Origin of the sequence: Clostridioides sp. ES-W-0016-02 (assembly GCF_020641035.1) — a bacterium.
Taxonomy (GTDB): Bacteria; Bacillota; Clostridia; order Peptostreptococcales; family Peptostreptococcaceae; genus Clostridioides.
Window position 1 is genome coordinate 3,025,219 of record NZ_CP061361.1, and the last position, 18,418, is coordinate 3,043,636.

Consider the following 18,418-nt stretch of genomic DNA (forward strand, 5'->3'; position numbering starts at 1 on the left):
CTATTGAAATTATTTACATTTCCAATTTTTTTATACTTTTTAAGAAGAATTAATTTAGCATTATACAAATTTTTTCATTTCTTTTTGTAATCTTGAAATTATTTTCTTTTCAAGTCTAGATATGTAGGATTGAGATATTCCAAGCATTCCAGCAACTTCCTTTTGTGTTTTTTCAATACCTTTATCTATAAGTCCAAACCTTAATTCCATAATTTGCTTTTCTCTGTCACTTAATCTGTCAAGTGCCATAACCAATAAATCTCTATCTATTTCTTCTTCGATTATTTTATATATTTCATCATTTTCTGTACCTAAAACATCTGATAATAGAAGTTCATTTCCATCTAAGTCTATATTTAAAGGCTCATCAAATGATACCTCCGTTTTCTTTTTATTATTTTTTCTTAGATACATTAGTATTTCATTTTCTATACATCTCGAAGCATAGGTTGCTAATTTTATATTTTTATTTAATTTAAAAGTATTGACTGCCTTTATCAAACCTATAGTCCCTATAGAAATTAAATCCTCTACATCTATCCCTGTATTTTCAAATTTTCTTGATATGTAGACTACTAATCTCAAATTTCTTTCTATTAAAATTGATTTTACGGTTTCATCAGTTTCTAGCTTTTGCAAAAGTTCCATTTCTTCTGCTGGTTTTAGTGGTGGAGGAAGAATATTGGCTCCACCCATATAGTATATTCCTTTTGGCTTTATTATTTTTAATTTAATACCTAACATCGTAATAAAGCTTATGATTCTTTCTTTTAATCGTAACATCCTTTGTCCCCCTTAAATTTTTAGCTAGAATCCAGGCAATATATTTGGATTCATTATTGCCCCATATTCTCTATCATTAAAATTTGAAATACCAAGTATTATATTTCCTATCTTTTGCTCATCTACCTCTACATAATCAGCTTTTAGACCAATTATTATGCTTGTCTTATTACTTCCAGCATGTTTATAAGGTATTATTCTAACTCTCCCTGAAGTTCTGTCATCTAAACTACATATAATTTCCTGAGCTTTTTTCATATCTATATCTTCATAGTTAATATTTAATAGATTTTCTGGAATCAATCCTTCTAATACACTTGATTTGACTATTATTACATCACTTTGACTTATTGGGTCTTTTAATAAATTTCCACTATCAACTAATGCCTTACAGCAAAAGCTTTTTTCTAATAAGTTTATATTTATGGTCTTCGTAAGCTCTTTGATGTATTTAAGCATCTTCAAGTCTTTGTAAATGTACTTTAATAGTTCACAACTTACATAAGTACATGCAATTAAAAAAGATATTTTTAAATGGCTTATTCCTGTAAAATAAATTACAAAATAAGTACTTCCAGAAATAAAAATATTTACTAAATAAAAAACTAATGCTACATGAGCATAATCTTTTTTGCTCTTAGTCCTAAATGAAATTAAAGTTATAATACTCATGATTATTATTTTAAATGGCACTGTAAATAGTATATCCATTGATGGGTATAAATAAGCAACAGAGTAGGCTCCTCCTAAACTAGCCCCCAGCAACTTATTTTTTCTAGGATTATATTTTTTAGTAAGAATAGAAGTACAACTTATAATAATATAATTTATTACTAGGTTTTCTATAACATAGTACTCAATATACACCATGTATCCCCCCTTAAAACCTTTAAACATATTATAAGATAGTATGTACAAAATTTTATGTCACTTTTGACAGTCGAATCCAAAACAAATTCTATTTAAAAATAACAATGATATATGTCTTATACTTTATGTCGTCAAAAGATATTTTTTTAGCATCAAAGAAATAGACTTTTTTGTAGAATTCAATATATCTAGGTAGAAGTTATTCAACTCTACCTTTGGAATATTTCCATAAAAAAAGACTATGCGACTTAATAATATAGCAAGTAAATCGTTTACTTGTATAAAATTAAATTGCATAGTCTATAAATCAAATATAAAATTAAATTATTGTGCTAACAATTCATTTGCATATTTTGCAGATTCGTTTAGTGCTTGTTCTGGAGTTTTGTCTCCAGCTATCATCATTTGAAGTTGTTTCCATAAGTGTTCATATATTTCTACTCCATGAGGTCCAACTGTTAATGGTCTGTACATATTTTTATCTTTTGTTACCATTTCTTCAAATCTTGGATCTCCTTGATATTTTTCACCTTTAGCAACTGGTGCTCTTGGTATCTCTTTATGGAAAGCTTCCATTGAGTCTTTGCTTAACATATATTCAAGAAGTTTAAATCCAAGTTCTTTGTTTTTACACGCTGACATTAAAGTTAAATCATCTACTGAGGCAAAACTACCAACTGTTTTATCTTCTAATGAAGTTACATATCCCCAGTTTAAGTCTGGGAATGATTTATCAAAAGTACTTGTAGCAGCAGAAGACAGCATTATAGTAAATGCAGCTTTTCCTGGTCCAAATACACTTTCAACCATCTCATTACTGTCTTTTGATAAAGCATTATCTGGTATATATTTTTTCATATCATTTATAAAGTTTGCAGCTTTTAATCCTTCTTTATTGTTAAATTTAACTGATTTTAAATCATCATTATATATATCTCCACCAGCTTGCCATAGATATGGATACCAGTTCCAGTTCAAACTACCAAACACTTTAGAACCCCAACCTTGTGCAAGACCCCATTGGTCTATTTTTCCATCTCCATCAGTATCTTTTGTTGCTTTTTCACATATTCTTTTAAAATCTTCCCACGTTTTAGGAGGTTTTTCTCCCAATTTTTCTAGTATATCTTTATTATAGTATAATACACCTGGATTAGCAGCTTCTATAGGTAAACCGTAAATTCCACCCATCATTTTTGCATTATCTAAGTATAAATAATTATCTGAAGTTCCTGATTTTTCTAAATAAGGAGTTAAATCTTCAACTGCTCCCATTTCTATAAATTGAGGAAACATTTCTGCATACATATACCCTATATCTGGCCCCTCACCTGCACTGATTGCAGTAGCATATTTTTCTGCATAATTATCCCATGGTACTATTTGGAATTCAATTTCACAGTTATTTTCCTTTTCAAATTTCTCAAGTATTGGTTTCCATGCATCTGCATCATGATCTGTTAACGGTGCAGACCATACAACTAATTTTTCTTTGCCATCTTTGCCTTTAGATTCTTCTTTTTTTGTACATCCAGCAAGAAGTGATGTTGACAAAATAGCAACCATGGCTAAAGAAAGAATTTTTTTTAGCTTAATCATACTTAATCCCCTTTCAGACTTTAATTTCTCTTTTTCCTCAAATTTTTACAATTCAATTCAGGTTTAATATTACCAAATAAAAATGTCATTGTCTAATTATAAAAAACTATAACCATTTATATAACTATCATTTTTTTCTATACTCAGTAGAAAAAACTTTAATCTCCTATTTTTTTTGATATTAAAATATGTTAAAAAAAATAGGAGATTAAAGTACAAAAAATAAAAAGAAGTCTATTGACTTCTTTATAAGTTTACATATTATCTTCTTCTTCTTAAAAATGTAGGTATTTCCATGCTCTCATCATCATCTTCTTCTATTATACTTGCCTTTTTAGGAGCTTCTATCTTTTCTTCAACCACAATTTCTTCTTCTTCTATTTCTTTTACAACTTGTTTTACAGTTGTATTCAGAGAAGACCTTATACTTGATTTAGGCTTAGTATCCAAATCTAAAATCCCACCTTGTAAACCTTCAAATCCTGTTGCGATTACTGTAATCATTATTTCATCGCCTAAATCTTCTTTTATAGAAGCACCAAATATAACATTTGCTTCTGGGTCACAAGATTCCATAACTAAAGTAGATGCTTCATTAACTTCAAATAATCCTAAGTTAGGACCACCTGTAACATTAAGAAGTACTCCTTTTGCTCCTTGTATTGATGTTTCTAAAAGTGGTGATTGGATAGCTTGTCTAGCAGCATCTATAGCTCTAGTTTCTCCACTAGCACTACCTATACCCATATGAGCAAGACCTTTATCTTTCATTATAGTAGTAACATCTGCAAAGTCTAAGTTTATTAATCCTTCAACTGCTATAAGGTCAGAAATTGATTGTATACCTTGTTTTAACACATCGTCTGCAACTGCAAAAGCATCCAGCATTGAAGTATTCTTTTGTACTATTTGTAAAAGTCTATCATTTGGTATTGTTATAAGAGTATCTACCTTTGACTTAAGCTCAGCTATTCCACCTTCAGCATTTTTCATTCTTATCTTACCTTCAAATGCAAAAGGTTTTGTAACTACACCTACTGTAAGGATACCCATTTCTTTAGCTAGGCCTGCAACTACTGGGGCAGCTCCTGTACCAGTACCACCACCCATTCCAGCTGTAACAAATACCATATCAGCTCCTTGAAGTAGTTTTACTATTTCATCTTTACTTTCTTCTGCAGCTCTTTTTCCTACTTCTGGATTAGCTCCTGCACCAAGTCCTCTAGTTAATTTTTCTCCTATTTGAACTTTATATTCAGCCTTTGATGTATATAAAGCTTGTTTATCTGTATTTACTGATATAAATTCAACGCCTTTAAGTTGAGCTTCTACCATTCTATTGACAGCATTGTTTCCACCGCCACCTACACCTATTACTTTAATTTGTGCACATTCTTCTAATTCTACGTCAAAGTTTAGCATCATAAACCCCCTTATCTCATGATTCAAAGTTATCGTATGTATTAATTATATCATTTTCTTCTTTTATTTTGTTAACCTTTAAGTAACATATTCCACAAAAACGTAAATTTTCCTTTTTAATTTTCTTACTTATATTGTCAAATATTACTCTTTAAGTATAAAATATTTTATGTATATCTCAAAAGTTCTTTAATTTTTATGTTTTTTATTCATAATATTGGCAATGATATAACGTCTAATTATAGATAAATTATTAAATAGTCTCATCCCAAAAACTAATACTGCCACGTAGTAAAGTGAAATTCCCAACTTTTCTCCTATATAAGTCAATAATATAGCCAAGATAGCATTACCTATGAAACCAGTAACAAAAATTACATTATCATAGTTATCTTCAAAACTGGATTTTATAGCTCCAAATATAGAATCCATTATTGCAAGAATAGCTACTGACATATATATCGAATAATCCATAGAATATGTAAATGGAATGTAGTAACCTACTACCACACCAAATGCCAATCCTCCTAAAATCCATATCATAAATCCTCACCTCTTTATTTTACTTTGAAACACAACTATATTACAATCCTTTTTATTAATTTTTTTTATTTTTTCTTTATTTTTTTGTATTTTTCGTTTTATTTTGCAAATAAATTCACTCTATTTCCATTATTTTCCTCTATTTTTATATTAATCCCATATATATCCTTTAGAGATTTAGCATATGATTCTGGAGAATTTATAGCTGCACTCAATAAATCTATATCTCCTATAGCTTTTATTATAAATGGTTGTCCATATGTAGTATCATTCACTGTAATAGTTGCTCCTGAACATTTTATCTTACTTGTTGACAATACTCTTTCTCCATTTATAGATATTGCTTTTGCACCTGCTTTTTTCAAATCATTTAAAACTCTTAGAATGTCAATATCATGTATAATCAGGTCGTTTGGATTTTGTCCATCTTTTAATTCTCTTTCACTATCCTTCATAGTAATAGTTATTCCTGGACCTGTGACAGCTGAATAACCACTTAACTCTTTAACTTCTTCAAGTTCTTTTTTCATTAATGTTTGAATAGATTCATTTCCATTATTTTCTGCTTGCTTATATTCATCTAAAGTCTTTTTGTTACTTTTAAGAGCTTCTTTTAGATTTTTTATTTCCTTATTTGTATTTTCTATCTCACTTTCAATATTTTTAGTCTGGCTCAATGTTATATACACTTTATTTGGGTTCAGTGATTTTATATAAGTTGATATGAAAATGCCTAATATGAATGCTCCTAATATAATCATTTTCTTTTTCATATTATTATTTCCTCTCTACTTTATCTGTATCACCATGTCCATTTATTTTTACATTATCTTCTTTAATTACTTTTACCTTTGCATTATAATACGTTTCTATTTCCCAGACAATACCATACTTTATATTGAGCGCAGAAGCTAATGTATCAGAATCACCAATTGCCTTTATTGTAATTGGCTCCTTTATAACAGTGTCATTCATATAAAGTTTATCTTCTTTCAAATACATATATGTATTTGAAACTACTCTTTGATTATTTATAGATATGGCACTTGCTTGTGCTGAATTTAATTTATTTATCATTGACAGTAATAAATCATAATTATATAGTATACTGTCATTTTTATCAAAGCTTCCTAAAGTTTTTGTAGAATTTATTTCAACTTCAATACCTTTTCCTTCTACATCTGTATATCCAGCTAAAGTTTCATATTTTTCTATTTCTGATTTAAGTATATCTTGCTCTCCTTTTTCACTTTTACCTCTATATGTCTCTATATCTTTTTTTACACTATTAATTTCTGATTGAAGATTTTCTTTTTCTTTTTTTAGAGATTTAAGTTCTTCTGTAAGTTGCTCGCCTCTCTTAAAAGTCGTCATTCCTCTATTTTCTATATTAATAATTTTTAGTTGTAAACTAACGAGAACTCCCAATACAATACTTCCTATAATTATACTCTTATTTATAAACCTTTTTTTCAAAATATCACTTCCTTACAATTGTCTATCCTTCTGGACTATATACAGCTAGCTTTCCATAATTTAGATTTATAGTCCCACCATTGGTATTTTTATTTTGCAGGTCAATCAAAATTTTATTTACCCTAGATATATTATAATCTAAGTTATCATCATTAGAAAGTAAGATTTTTATATTGCTTCTCGTAAGCATATCTACATTCCCTTCTTTTTTAAAGTTTACATAATTTATTTTTCTATAAATACCTTCTTCTTTTAAATAATTTAAAGTCTTAAATACACTCTCTTTAGTTTTATAATTTTTAAATTTTATTGATTTTGTATCATTAATACTATAATCTACTTCCACTATCAAATCATTTTTACTTTCATTAGTGCCTTTTAATTCCTCTAATAAGTTCCCTTTTTTATCTATATAACAATAGTTATCTTCATCCTTTAATACCGCAAAAATTTCTTTTTCTTTTAAGCTTATAATTATCTTATTTGGAAGTTTCCTTTTTATTTCTACATCTTCTATATACGGATTTTTCATAAGCTTACTTTTCATGTCTTTAAAATTGTATGCAAATATATTTTCATGTGAACTTACATTTAACGATTTCATTATATTTGACTTGGTGACTCTTTTATTTCCAATCACATCTATCCTATTTACATCAAATAAATCACTCCCTACAATAATACATATCCCAAAAGATAGCATAAGTATAAAAACTAAAACTATCATAACATTATTCGTATTTAGCTTCTTTCTCCTCTTCAAATACAATCAACCCCTTTGGTTAATAAATACACCTTTCGAGTTTATATTCCCTACAAAAAAAATATAATATTTAAAGTCAAATTTTCTCATTTTCTTACAAAACAATCTAATAAAACATTAAAAAAGAGGATTAAATTGATATTTCATCAAAATAAATATAAAATACTATATGTATTTTATAACTTAAAACTTATATACACATAAATAAACCCCTAATTTAGAATAATTTAGAAAATCTAATATATTATAAATTAGGGGTAAATATTTATTTATCGTTTCTTTATTCCTATTACTTTAGCCTGACCTTCTATACTTGGAGCTGCTTCTTTCTTTACTTCCTCAATAGCTTTTTCTTTTTTTGGTTTCTTAGCTGTTGATTTTTGTGTTGAGTTATATACCTTTATTATCTCATCATATATAAGGTCTATAGCCTCAGGTCTACCTATAGTTTTACTTGCATTTGCCATATCAACTAGAAGTTCTCTATCTCCTAAAAGTTTAAATACGGCTGTATTCAGGCTTTCTGGAGTTACGTTTTTTTCCAAGATTGCAACCCCTGCCCCTTGCTTCTCTATACTCTTAGCATTGTACTCTTGATGATTTTCAGCAGTATATGCTTTAGGTATTATTATAGAAGGTTTGCCAAGAGCTGTTATTTCAGCTAATGAAATTGCTCCTGCACTACCTATAACTAAATCACTTGCTGCAAGTGCATTTGCCATATCTTCTAAATAAGGTACTACTTTTTGGTATGGTTTAAGATTTATATTACTGATACTTTCCATAAATTCTTCATAATAGCTTTTTCCTGTTGCAAATATAAAAGCTATATCTTCATTTACCATATTTTTAATGACAAGTCTCATTGCATCATTTATTTTTCTTGAACCTCCACTACCACCGTAGCAAAGTACCATTTTTTTCTCTTCACTTATTCCTAAATTTTTTCTTGCGATATTTTTTCTTGATAACAAAATTTCTTTTCTAACTGGATTTCCTGTAAAAACTAATTTTTCTTCTGCTGCCTCAGGGAATCTTTTATGTGAATCTTCAAAACTTGTAAGTACCTTTGTAACTGTTTTAGATAAAATCTTATTAGTTACCCCAGGAAAAGAATTTTGCTCATGTATTATAGCTGGTATTTTTCCCATAGACGCATTAAATAAAACAGGTCCACTGACATATCCACCAGTTCCTATGACTACATCTGGCTTAAATTTTTTAACAATTTTTCTTGATTGTTCCAATCCTTTAAAAAGCTTAAAAACTCTTTTTACATTATCGAAGTCTATTTTTCTCTTAAATCCTTGTACTGTTACAGTTTTCAATTCAAATCCATACTTAGGAACTATTTCTGATTCTATTCCTTTTTCCGTCCCAACAAACATTATCTCGGCGTCTGGATGTTCATCTCTTATTTTGTTAGCAATAGCTATAGCTGGATATACGTGTCCTCCAGTTCCACCGCCTGATAATAAAACTTTCATCAAATCATCATCTCCTGTTAATTAATTTTGACATGCTTTGAGATGTTCAACACTATACCTACAGCCCCCATAAAGATGGTGAGTGAGGTACCTCCATAACTTATAAATGGTAGTGCTACACCTGTAGCTGGCATTGATGATGTTGCAACTGCTATATTTAAAGCTGCTTGTATTCCAATTTGTGCCCCTATACCTATGACAACCATACAAGCAAATACATTAGAAGTCTTCAAAGCTATTCTTACACATCTGTAGACTAAGGCTACAAATAGCATTATAACTATTATACAACCAATTAATCCTAACTCTTCTCCTATTATAGCAAATATAAAGTCATTTTGTGGCTCTGGTATATAAAAATACTTTTGCTTACTCTTTCCTAAGCCTAAACCAAACAGTCCTCCTGAACCTAATGCATATAAACCTTGTATTACCTGATACCCCTTACCAAGTGGGTCTTGAAATGGGTCTAAAAAAGATGTAACACGACTAAGTCTATACGGTTCAGCAATTACTAATGCAGCAAATAAAGCAGCCCCACTTCCTATCATAGCAAATACAATTTTCATATCCATTCCAGCAACAAATATCATTACAAATGTAACTAGAATTACAGTACCTGCTGTTGACAAATTTGGTTGAAGTATTATCAACGCAAAAAATATTCCTGGAACTACGAGAAGTGGTACAACACCTTTTGTCAAAGATTTTATTTTATCATAATTTTTCTCAATCAATTTTGCAGTTAATATTATTGTAGCAAACTTTGCAATTTCTGCAGGCTGAAATGTTAAAGCACCTATCCCTAACCATCTTTTTGCTCCGTTTGCTTCTATTCCCAAAGGAGTTAAAACCAACAATAATAATACTACTGCTATAGCTCCAATTGCTGTAGCATTTTTCTTCCAAAAATTATAGTCTATTCTAGATGTAATAATCATAACTATAAATCCTAGTATAGCATATATTACATTTTTCTTTAGAAAATAGTATGCATCATTGTGTTTAAATGAAGATTGTATAAAACTTGCACTAAACACCATAACTATTCCTACAAATACTAAAAGCATAGTAGTATAAAATACTACTCCATCAAATTCAGTCTTCATCCTTATGTCAATTTGTTTTTTCAAATTTTCTTTAGGCATCCAACTAATCTACCTCCATTCTTCCATCTAAGTAAGTTTAGAGGTAAGAGATTATTTTAAATTGTTTACATTATCTTTGAAGTCTTTTCCTCTTACTTCAAAACTTTCATACATATCCCAACTTGCACAAGCTGGTGAAAGAAGCACTATATCTCCATTTTTTGAAATCTCATGAGAAGTCTTAACTGCTTCCTCCATATCTTTTACTATATGTATGTCATTAAATCCTTTATTTTTAGCACAATTTTCTATCTTTGGTGCAGTTTCTCCTAATAAGATTAATGATTTAACATATGATTTTGCAATTTCAAGAAGTTCATCAAAGTTGCTTCCCTTATCCATTCCTCCTGCTATAAGCACTATTGGTCTATTATAAGACTGTACAGCTTTTATAGTAGAATCTGGATTAGTTCCCTTTGAGTCATTTACATATATTACATTATCTAAGTTTCTTACAAACTCTTGTCTGTGTTCAACTCCTTTAAATGTCATCAATACATCTTTTATTACTTCTAAATCTACTTTACAAACATATGCTATTGCTATTGCTGCCATACAATTTTCTAAATTATGGCCTCCAGGCAAACTTACATCATCTTTATTTAGAAACTTAATCTTATCCTCTATATCTATTATTATGTCATTATTTTCTAAATATACTCCTCCATTTACTCTATGAGTTCTTGAAAAGTAAATTACTTTGGCATTACATTTATCAGCTAGGCCTCTCACTATTTCATCATCATAATTTAATATACAAAAATCTTCATCATTTTGATTCATAAATATTTTTGATTTAGCTTCTATGTACTTTTCCATAGTATGATGTCTATTTAAATGATCTTCTGTAATATTTAATATTGCACTTACTTTAGGTCTAAATTCATCCACACTTTCAAGTTGGAAACTACTCAGTTCAGTTACAAGTATAGATTCTTCATTTGAAGTTTCTATAGTATCTATTACAGGATTCCCTATATTACCAACTACATATGTATCTTTTTTGGCACTTGAAAAAATTTCTCCTACTAAGCTAGTTGTAGTTGTCTTACCATTTGTACCTGTAATCCCTATAAAAGTTGGATTATTTGACAATTTAAAAGCTAATTCTACCTCACCAATTATATACTTGCCTGAATTTTTTAGCTTCAAAATAAATGGCAAGTCTAATGGTACTCCTGGAGATACTACAACCATATCTACATCGTCTACAGCCTCTGGATGGCATCCTAATATGTATTCTATGTCATTTATAGATTTTAATTCATCAAGTATGTTTTTTAATTTATTTTCATCTTTAATATCATTTACAATTATACTTGCTCCTAATTTATCTAAATGTTTAATTGTAGATATACCAGTTTTTGCAAGCCCTACTAATAAAACTTTTTTTCCACTTAAGTCCATTTTTTATTCCCCCTAGGCCTAAAATACTGCTATTATACTTATCCAAGCTAAAACAACTGTAATAATCCAAAAAACAAATACAACTCTTGTTTCTGGCCAACCACATTGTTCAAAATGATGGTGTATTGGAGCCATCTTAAAGAATCTCTTTCTAGTTACTTTAAAATATCCAACTTGAATTAAAACTGATAGAGCTTCTGCAAAATAAATGCCTCCAATTATAGGTATTATAAGCACTGAATTAGTTAAAACTGAAAATGCTACAACCGCACCACCTAATGCCATTGAACCTGTATCTCCCATAAACACTCTAGCTGGATATGAATTAAATCCTAAAAAGCCTAGACATGCTCCAACAGTTGCTGCTGCTAAAACTGCAACTTCTGTATTGCCTGCAACTGAACTTGCAAACAACATAAAAAATACAGAAACAACTAAAGTCACTCCTGATGCTAGACCATCTAGACCATCAGTTAAATTTACAGCATTTACTATTGCTACTATTATAAACATCATTATTGGTATATATAGTATTCCAACATTTATTACAAAATCTGTAAATGGTATCATAAGTTGCGAAGCACTTGATGACGATGTATACTGATAAAAAGCAACATAAAAAGATAATGCAACTTGAAGGATTATTTTTTGATATGCTTTTAGTCCAAGTGACCTTTTTAGCTTTATTTTTATAAAGTCATCTAAAAAACCAATAAAACCAAAACCAGCAATACATATAAGACCTACTGCCATGTCATGACTAACTTTTACTCTTGTAAGTCCAGTTATTAGAATTGCAACAATCATTATAATTCCACCCATAGTAGGTGTTCCATTCTTAGCTAGATGTGTTTGAGGTCCATCATCTCTAACTGTCTGACCAAATTTAAATTTCCTAAGCATTGGTATAAATATTGGTCCTATTATAATTACTATCAAAAACGCAATCAATGCGGTGTACGTAAGCTCTGTTATTCCTAACATCATAAAACTCCTCTCCCTTGTCAATCAACTCATTAGTTTAAGCTTATTTATTTAGATATTCAACTATTTTTTCTAATTTCATGCCTCTTGAGCCTTTCACTAAAATAGTGTCTCCTGTTTTTATTAATTCATCTAATCGATTAAATACATCGTCTCTATTTTTAAAGTGATATATATTGGATGAATCGAATCCTAATCGTTTTGCTTCGTCTCCAATAAACACTGAGTTTTCACCTATAGTTATTATGATATCAGTATTATTCATAGATGATTTTCCAACTAATCTATGACCATACTCTGAAATTTCACCCATCTCAAGCATATCTCCAAGTATTGCTACTTTTCTACCTTTATATCTACCAAGTATTTTCAAGGCTGCTTCCATAGAATCTGGACTGGCATTATATGAGTCATTAATTATTGTTAATCTTTCATTTTTTATTATATCTAATCTCATTTTTGTCCCTTTGAAGTTTTTTAAACCTGTTTTTATACAATCCAAAGAAATATTTAAACTCATGCCAACTAATATCGCCGACATAGCATTATATATATTATGCTCTCCTATTGTTGGTATAAATATTTCCTCTTTTTTTCCATTTATGACACATGTAAATGTCAAACTATCTTCTTCCATAGTATAATCTTCACAATAAATGTCATTATCTTTCTTAAATCCAAATGTTTTTAACTTATATACATGCTCTTTTTCTTTTAATGTAGATAAAAATTTATCATCGCCATTTACAATCAAAGTATTTGTATCATCAAAATTTGAAGCAATCTCCAGCTTTGCCTTTAAAATCCCTTCCTGTGAACCTAGGTTTTCTATGTGTGACAATCCTATATTTGATATAACTGCAATTTTAGGATTTACTATGTCCACCAAATACTTTATTTCATTAAATCCAGACATTCCCATTTCTATTACAGCACACTCATGTTCTTTATTTAAATTAAACAAAGTCAAAGGAACCCCAAAATGATTATTTAGGTTCTTTTCATTTTTCAAGATGTTTAATTTTGCAGAAATAGCTGCATATATCATATCTCTAGTAGTTGTTTTTCCTACACTACCTGTAACACCTATAAATGGAATGTCAAATTTTTCTTTATAATATCTGGAAATATTTCCTAGAGCCAAAGTTGTATCTTTTACCTCTATTAAATTTATATCCGAACTTTCTAATTTTATTCCATTACTTTCATTTTTTATAAAAGTTTTGCATCCACTATCATATGCAGACTTTATAAAGGTATGCCCATCTAAATTTTCTCCAACTATGGCTACAAATGCATTTTGTGCATTTGCTTCCCTGCTATCTATAACTATATCACTTACACAGTCATTATAATCTCCATATATTAACTTTCCATTAGTTGCAAGTACTAACTCCTTTATTGTTAAGCACTCCATTCTCAAACTCCTCCTTATAAAAACATTAGCTATATTATCTTAGCAACAAAAGGCAATGTATACCGTTACATATACATTGCCTACGATAACTCTTAACTTTATAATTATATACTATATTTCTGTTTTTTTGAAGATGTTTATGGATATATGTTAATTATCTGTTACTTTTTAGTTTTCAAAATATAGTGTTATACTTGAATCTTCATTAACTTTTATTCCAGGTTTTGGAAAAACATCCTTTACTTTTGTATCCTTTGGAATTTCTATATCTGTATCTAAATTTGGTTTTAACTTCGCATCTTCTAATGCTTTCACTGCATCCCCAATTTTTAAATTTCTTACATCTGGTACTTTGACTTGTTTCTTTTCATATTCAGCTTTTTCTTCTTCTTTATATACTGGTTTGACCCCTAAATATTTTAGAGAATCATTCATTATTTCTTTTACTATAGGTCCTGCTGTAGTACTACCAAATGCACTTACTCCTGTTGGCTCATCAACAATAGCAAGAACTACAATTTGTGGGTCATCACAAGGTGCTATTCCCACGAATGAACATATATATTTTCCTTGAGCATATTTACCATCTATAACCTTTTGAGCTGTACCTGTTTTCCCACCTAGTCTATATCCTGGTATATATGCAATTTTTCCTCCACCATCAGTTACAACTGACTCTGCAATTTCTAACATTTTTTTAGATGTTTCTTTAGATATAACATTTCTTACTTTTTTTGGTTTTACTGTCTCAGTTATATTACCTTTGTTATCAGTATAAGATTTTACTACTCTTGGTTGCATTAAATCTCCACCATTTGCTATTGATGATATAGCTGTTATAAGTTGTATTGGAGTTACTGATATTGATTGACCAAATGATATTGTAGCTAACTCAACTGGACCTACATTTTTTTCATTATACAATATTCCTTTAGCTTCTCCTGGTAAATCTATACCTGTCTTATTCATAAGACCAAAAGATTCTATATAATCATACATTTTACCAACACCTAATCTACTTCCTAATTCAACAAACACAGGGTTACAAGAATTTTGTACTGCTTGTTTAAACTCTTGTGTTCCATGAGGTCTATAGTGTCTCCAACATTTAATCTTTCTTCCTCCTACAGTTACACTACCTGTACATGTGAATTTCTCACCATCTTTTATTACTCCTTCTTCAAGAGCACTGGAAGATGTAATAAGTTTAAATGTAGAACCTGGTTCATATGTATCACTTACTGCTGGATTTCTCCACATTTGATAATAACCCTTTATTTTGTCTTTATCGCTATATTTTTCAAGTTCTTCTTGATAATATGGATATATTGGCGTTCTTGAGTCATTAGGGTCATAATCTGGTTTTGATGCTAGAGCAAGTATATCGCCAGTTTTAGGATTCATTGCTATTGCAGTGACTTTCTTTGCATTATTTATTTCATAAGCCTTTTGTACTGCTTTTTCAGTATAATGTTGGATTACTTCATCTATAGACAATACAAGACCATTCCCCTGAACAGGTTCATAATATTTTTCCATACCTTGTGGAATTTCTCTACCTGAAGCATCAGTACTTACTATTAATTTTCCAGCTTTTCCTTTTAATTTTTTATCATATTGCATTTCTATACCAGATATCCCTGTTGCATCTGAAGAAGTATGACCTATTACATATGGTGCAAAATTTCCATAAGGATAATATCTTTGATTGTCTTCTGCTACCCATATTCCACCTAATTTAGCATCTCTTATTTTACTTGCCTTATCATCATCTATCCATCTTTTGACCTTTACAAGAGCCATATTTTTTTTGCTTATTAAAGCATAAATATCTTTATAATCTTCGTCCAAAATTTCAGCCACTTTTTCAGCCGCTTCTTTTTTATCTTCAACTTCTACAGGTTTGCACCAAACTGTATATTTAGTTACACTTACTGCCAATTCTTTCATGTTTCTATCATATATAGTTCCTCTTTTAGGCTCTATAGGTATATCTCTTGTTTGTTGTTCTAATGCTTTTGTACTTAACCAATTACCTTTCATAAGTTGTAGGTATCCAGTCCTAATAACAAGGCAAAAAAACAGTGCACATGCTAAAACAAGAACAAGTACCAGTCTTTTTTTGCTTATCCTTTTTACTTTTCTCAAACCTATTCCCCCTAGTTATCCACATTTATATACTTTATTTGTCCATCTTTTGGATAGTCCATATTGAGCAATTCCTTTGCTTTTAACTCAATTTCTTTTATTGATGTTTTTTCAGTTTCTTTTGCCTTTAGTTCCTCTAGTACTATCTCTTTTTTTCTTAAATCTTTTTGTAAATAATGAATATCATATTTCATTTCTGAAATTTTTGAATAACCACATAGATTCAATATTATTACTACGAAAGTTGTAATCAATAAAATACATTTAGCCCCTATTTTTTTATTAATTCTCTTTTTATAATTATTCTTTTTTTTATTTTTATATTCATTTAGATTATGTATTTTATAATTTTTTTTCAAATTATCACCCCGATAATATAGATTTTTAGATTTTCCTCTATACTATATTTGTTATTAATCATATCTCTTCCTTTAAAATTTCATCGCTAAATTAATACACTGTTACACAATCTATTTGTAATTTTTTCTATACACAACAAAAAATCTATAGATTCACTAATTCTTGAATTCAAACCTATAGATTTTACACTAATTTTTATTTATTTTTATCACTATATATTTTCTTTAACATATAAATCAATACACTTAAAGCAAATAATATTAAAAGTCCTGTCATCATGACTTTAGCTCCACCAGTCAACATACCACCAACATAAGAATATACAATGGTTGCTGGTAATTGTCCTACTCCAGTAGCTATAAAGAAAGATATAAAACTCATGGATGTTAGACCTGCTGCATAGCTCACAAGGTCAAAAGATATAAAAGGAAGCAATCTTGCAATTAAAATCGTATGTTTTCCATACTTATCAAAAAAACCATCTATACTTTCTAGTGCAAATTTGCTTGTAAGTTTTACAACTACATCTCTACCTAAAAATCTTCCAATTACAAAACAAATTGCAGCACCTGCCATTGCACTAATCCATGACAGTATAGCACCATTTACCCATCCAAATAAGGCTGCATTTGCAAAAGTAATTAAAAATGCAGGAAGAGGTGCAGCTATTGATTGTAATATCATAAGTGCAAATGATATTATTGGTGCCCAAACTCCAAATGATAATATGTACTCCTTAATTGCATCTAGATTTAACATACTCAGATAAAATATCATCTGATTTACCATTTTTTTAACAGGAGGTATAAAAAAGTAAATACCAAATACCCCCAATATAATACAAATTTTTATTAATAATTTTTTATGCTTATTCTCTATTTTTCTCCACTCCTAATATCTACTTTAGTTATATTATAACAGAAAATATTTTTCTATATTGTCGATTATATCATAGTTGTTTTCTATTCTAATAAAAACTATAATAGGTTTTAACTATAATTAAGAAGTTTATTATTTTATTACATTGCTAGTCCTTACTCTCAAACTATATAAATTATATTTTTTCCGCTACTCTCAATTTAGCACTTCTTGAACGTGGATTTACTTCTATTTCTTCAGCACTAGGTAATATTGGTTTTCTAGTTATTATTTTTACTTCAGATTCTTTATCACATTGACATATTGGTAAATGCTGTGGGCATATACAATCTGATGCGAGATATTTAAATGCATTCTTTACTATTCTATCTTCTAACGAATGAAATGTTATTATACAAATTCTACCATCTTCATTCATTATAGAAGAAGCATCATTTATCATTTTTGTAATTACTCCAAGTTCATTATTTACTTCTATTCGTATAGCTTGAAAAGTCCTTTTAGCTGGATGAGGCCCATCTATTCTAGCTTTTTTAGGAATAGCTTTTTTAATTATATCAACCAATTCACCTGTAGTTTCTATTGGTTTGTTCACTCTTTCCTCAACTATAAATTTAGCTATACGTTTAGCCCAGTTATCTTCACCATAATCTTTAATTATCTTAGCTAGCTCATCTTCTGCATAAGTGTTTACAACATCATATGCTGAAAATTCACACCTAACATCCATCCTCATATCAAGTGGTGCATCTTGCATATAAGAAAATCCTCTCTCAGCTTCATCAAGTTGATGAGAGGAAACTCCTAAATCTGCTAATACACCATCTATCTTATAAACTCCGATTTTTTCCAATTCTTCTTTTATATTTTCAAAATTGCTATGAACAAATTTTACTCTGCTTTCATATTCACTTAATCTTTCTCTTGCTGTATTTATAGCATTTTTATCTTGGTCAAACCCTATAAATAATCCTTTATCTGATAATTTTTTTACTATTTCTTTGGAATGTCCTGCACCACCCATAGTACAGTCAACATATACTCCATCTGGTTTTATCTTTAAATTTTCTATACATTCATTTAAAAGAACTGATACATGATGAAATTCCATAACTACCTCCTTCAAACTTAA

17 protein-coding genes are annotated in these 18,418 nt (G+C 29.3%); all 17 read right to left on the reverse strand.

What is annotated here, in order from left to right; translation table 11 throughout:
• Positions 1-60 precede the first annotated feature (60 nt).
• The gene (sigE, locus tag IC758_RS14350; RefSeq protein WP_227432421.1) at positions 61-783 is read right to left on the reverse strand and encodes an RNA polymerase sporulation sigma factor SigE; all 723 of its coding nucleotides are present in this window, start codon (positions 781-783) and stop codon (positions 61-63) included.
• Between the two features lie 24 nt (positions 784-807).
• Complete coding sequence (locus IC758_RS14355) at positions 808-1,653, reverse strand: sigma-E processing peptidase SpoIIGA (RefSeq protein ID WP_227432420.1); 846 nt, start codon at positions 1,651-1,653, stop codon at positions 808-810.
• 324 nt (positions 1,654-1,977) lie between these two features.
• Positions 1,978-3,252: an ABC transporter substrate-binding protein gene (locus IC758_RS14360; RefSeq protein WP_227432419.1), complete on the reverse strand. Its 1,275-nt coding sequence runs from the start codon at positions 3,250-3,252 to the stop codon at positions 1,978-1,980.
• Between the two features lie 261 nt (positions 3,253-3,513).
• Positions 3,514-4,674: a cell division protein FtsZ gene (gene ftsZ / locus IC758_RS14365; protein ID WP_227432418.1), complete on the reverse strand. Its 1,161-nt coding sequence runs from the start codon at positions 4,672-4,674 to the stop codon at positions 3,514-3,516.
• A gap of 189 nt (positions 4,675-4,863) precedes the next feature.
• Positions 4,864-5,217: a small basic family protein gene (locus tag IC758_RS14370; protein ID WP_227432417.1), complete on the reverse strand. Its 354-nt coding sequence runs from the start codon at positions 5,215-5,217 to the stop codon at positions 4,864-4,866.
• Positions 5,218-5,315: 98 nt separating this feature from the next.
• A complete protein-coding gene (locus tag IC758_RS14375) occupies positions 5,316-5,990 on the reverse strand; it encodes a DUF881 domain-containing protein (RefSeq protein WP_227432416.1) in 675 nt (224 codons plus the stop codon).
• Between the two features lie 4 nt (positions 5,991-5,994).
• Positions 5,995-6,693, reverse strand: a complete 699-nt coding sequence (locus IC758_RS14380) for a DUF881 domain-containing protein (RefSeq protein WP_227432415.1) — start codon at positions 6,691-6,693, stop codon at positions 5,995-5,997.
• A gap of 22 nt (positions 6,694-6,715) precedes the next feature.
• Positions 6,716-7,456: a cell division protein FtsQ/DivIB gene (locus IC758_RS14385; RefSeq protein ID WP_227432414.1), complete on the reverse strand. Its 741-nt coding sequence runs from the start codon at positions 7,454-7,456 to the stop codon at positions 6,716-6,718.
• A gap of 269 nt (positions 7,457-7,725) precedes the next feature.
• Positions 7,726-8,943, reverse strand: a complete 1,218-nt coding sequence (murG, locus tag IC758_RS14390; RefSeq protein ID WP_227432413.1) for an undecaprenyldiphospho-muramoylpentapeptide beta-N-acetylglucosaminyltransferase — start codon at positions 8,941-8,943, stop codon at positions 7,726-7,728.
• A 17-nt stretch (positions 8,944-8,960) separates the two neighbouring features.
• Entirely contained in the window at positions 8,961-10,091 is a 1,131-nt protein-coding gene (gene spoVE / locus IC758_RS14395; RefSeq protein ID WP_227432412.1) for a stage V sporulation protein E, read from the reverse strand.
• 51 nt (positions 10,092-10,142) lie between these two features.
• Complete coding sequence (gene murD, locus IC758_RS14400; protein ID WP_227432411.1) at positions 10,143-11,498, reverse strand: UDP-N-acetylmuramoyl-L-alanine--D-glutamate ligase; 1,356 nt, start codon at positions 11,496-11,498, stop codon at positions 10,143-10,145.
• Positions 11,499-11,516: 18 nt separating this feature from the next.
• Positions 11,517-12,485 (reverse strand): phospho-N-acetylmuramoyl-pentapeptide-transferase, encoded by a 969-nt coding sequence (gene mraY / locus IC758_RS14405; protein ID WP_227432410.1) that lies wholly within the window; start codon positions 12,483-12,485, stop codon positions 11,517-11,519.
• 40 nt (positions 12,486-12,525) lie between these two features.
• Positions 12,526-13,899, reverse strand: a complete 1,374-nt coding sequence (locus IC758_RS14410) for a UDP-N-acetylmuramoyl-tripeptide--D-alanyl-D-alanine ligase (RefSeq protein WP_227432409.1) — start codon at positions 13,897-13,899, stop codon at positions 12,526-12,528.
• A gap of 168 nt (positions 13,900-14,067) precedes the next feature.
• Positions 14,068-16,047 (reverse strand): stage V sporulation protein D, encoded by a 1,980-nt coding sequence (locus tag IC758_RS14415; protein ID WP_227432408.1) that lies wholly within the window; start codon positions 16,045-16,047, stop codon positions 14,068-14,070.
• Positions 16,048-16,058: 11 nt separating this feature from the next.
• Entirely contained in the window at positions 16,059-16,406 is a 348-nt protein-coding gene (locus tag IC758_RS14420) for a hypothetical protein (RefSeq protein ID WP_227432407.1), read from the reverse strand.
• A gap of 196 nt (positions 16,407-16,602) precedes the next feature.
• The gene (locus IC758_RS14425) at positions 16,603-17,184 is read right to left on the reverse strand and encodes a TVP38/TMEM64 family protein (protein ID WP_413927243.1); all 582 of its coding nucleotides are present in this window, start codon (positions 17,182-17,184) and stop codon (positions 16,603-16,605) included.
• Between the two features lie 277 nt (positions 17,185-17,461).
• Positions 17,462-18,397 (reverse strand): 16S rRNA (cytosine(1402)-N(4))-methyltransferase RsmH, encoded by a 936-nt coding sequence (gene rsmH / locus IC758_RS14430; protein WP_227432406.1) that lies wholly within the window; start codon positions 18,395-18,397, stop codon positions 17,462-17,464.
• Positions 18,398-18,418: the final 21 nt, after the last annotated feature.

Excerpts from the sequence above, each read along its gene's own strand:
- sigE (WP_227432421.1), bottom strand. The coding sequence starts at position 783 with ATGTTACGATTAAAAGAAAGAATCATAAGCTTTATTACGATGTTAGGT.
- IC758_RS14355 (WP_227432420.1), bottom strand. The coding sequence starts at position 1,653 with ATGGTGTATATTGAGTACTATGTTATAGAAAACCTAGTAATAAATTAT.
- IC758_RS14360 (WP_227432419.1), bottom strand. The coding sequence starts at position 3,252 with ATGATTAAGCTAAAAAAAATTCTTTCTTTAGCCATGGTTGCTATTTTG.
- ftsZ (WP_227432418.1), bottom strand. The coding sequence starts at position 4,674 with ATGCTAAACTTTGACGTAGAATTAGAAGAATGTGCACAAATTAAAGTA.
- IC758_RS14370 (WP_227432417.1), bottom strand. The coding sequence starts at position 5,217 with ATGATATGGATTTTAGGAGGATTGGCATTTGGTGTGGTAGTAGGTTAC.
- IC758_RS14375 (WP_227432416.1), bottom strand. The coding sequence starts at position 5,990 with ATGAAAAAGAAAATGATTATATTAGGAGCATTCATATTAGGCATTTTC.
- murG (WP_227432413.1), bottom strand. The coding sequence starts at position 8,943 with ATGAAAGTTTTATTATCAGGCGGTGGAACTGGAGGACACGTATATCCA.
- spoVE (WP_227432412.1), bottom strand. The coding sequence starts at position 10,091 with ATGCCTAAAGAAAATTTGAAAAAACAAATTGACATAAGGATGAAGACT.
- murD (WP_227432411.1), bottom strand. The coding sequence starts at position 11,498 with ATGGACTTAAGTGGAAAAAAAGTTTTATTAGTAGGGCTTGCAAAAACT.
- mraY (WP_227432410.1), bottom strand. The coding sequence starts at position 12,485 with ATGATGTTAGGAATAACAGAGCTTACGTACACCGCATTGATTGCGTTT.
- IC758_RS14410 (WP_227432409.1), bottom strand. The coding sequence starts at position 13,899 with ATGGAGTGCTTAACAATAAAGGAGTTAGTACTTGCAACTAATGGAAAG.
- IC758_RS14425 (WP_413927243.1), bottom strand. The coding sequence starts at position 17,184 with ATGATATTTTATCTGAGTATGTTAAATCTAGATGCAATTAAGGAGTAC.
- rsmH (WP_227432406.1), bottom strand. The coding sequence starts at position 18,397 with ATGGAATTTCATCATGTATCAGTTCTTTTAAATGAATGTATAGAAAAT.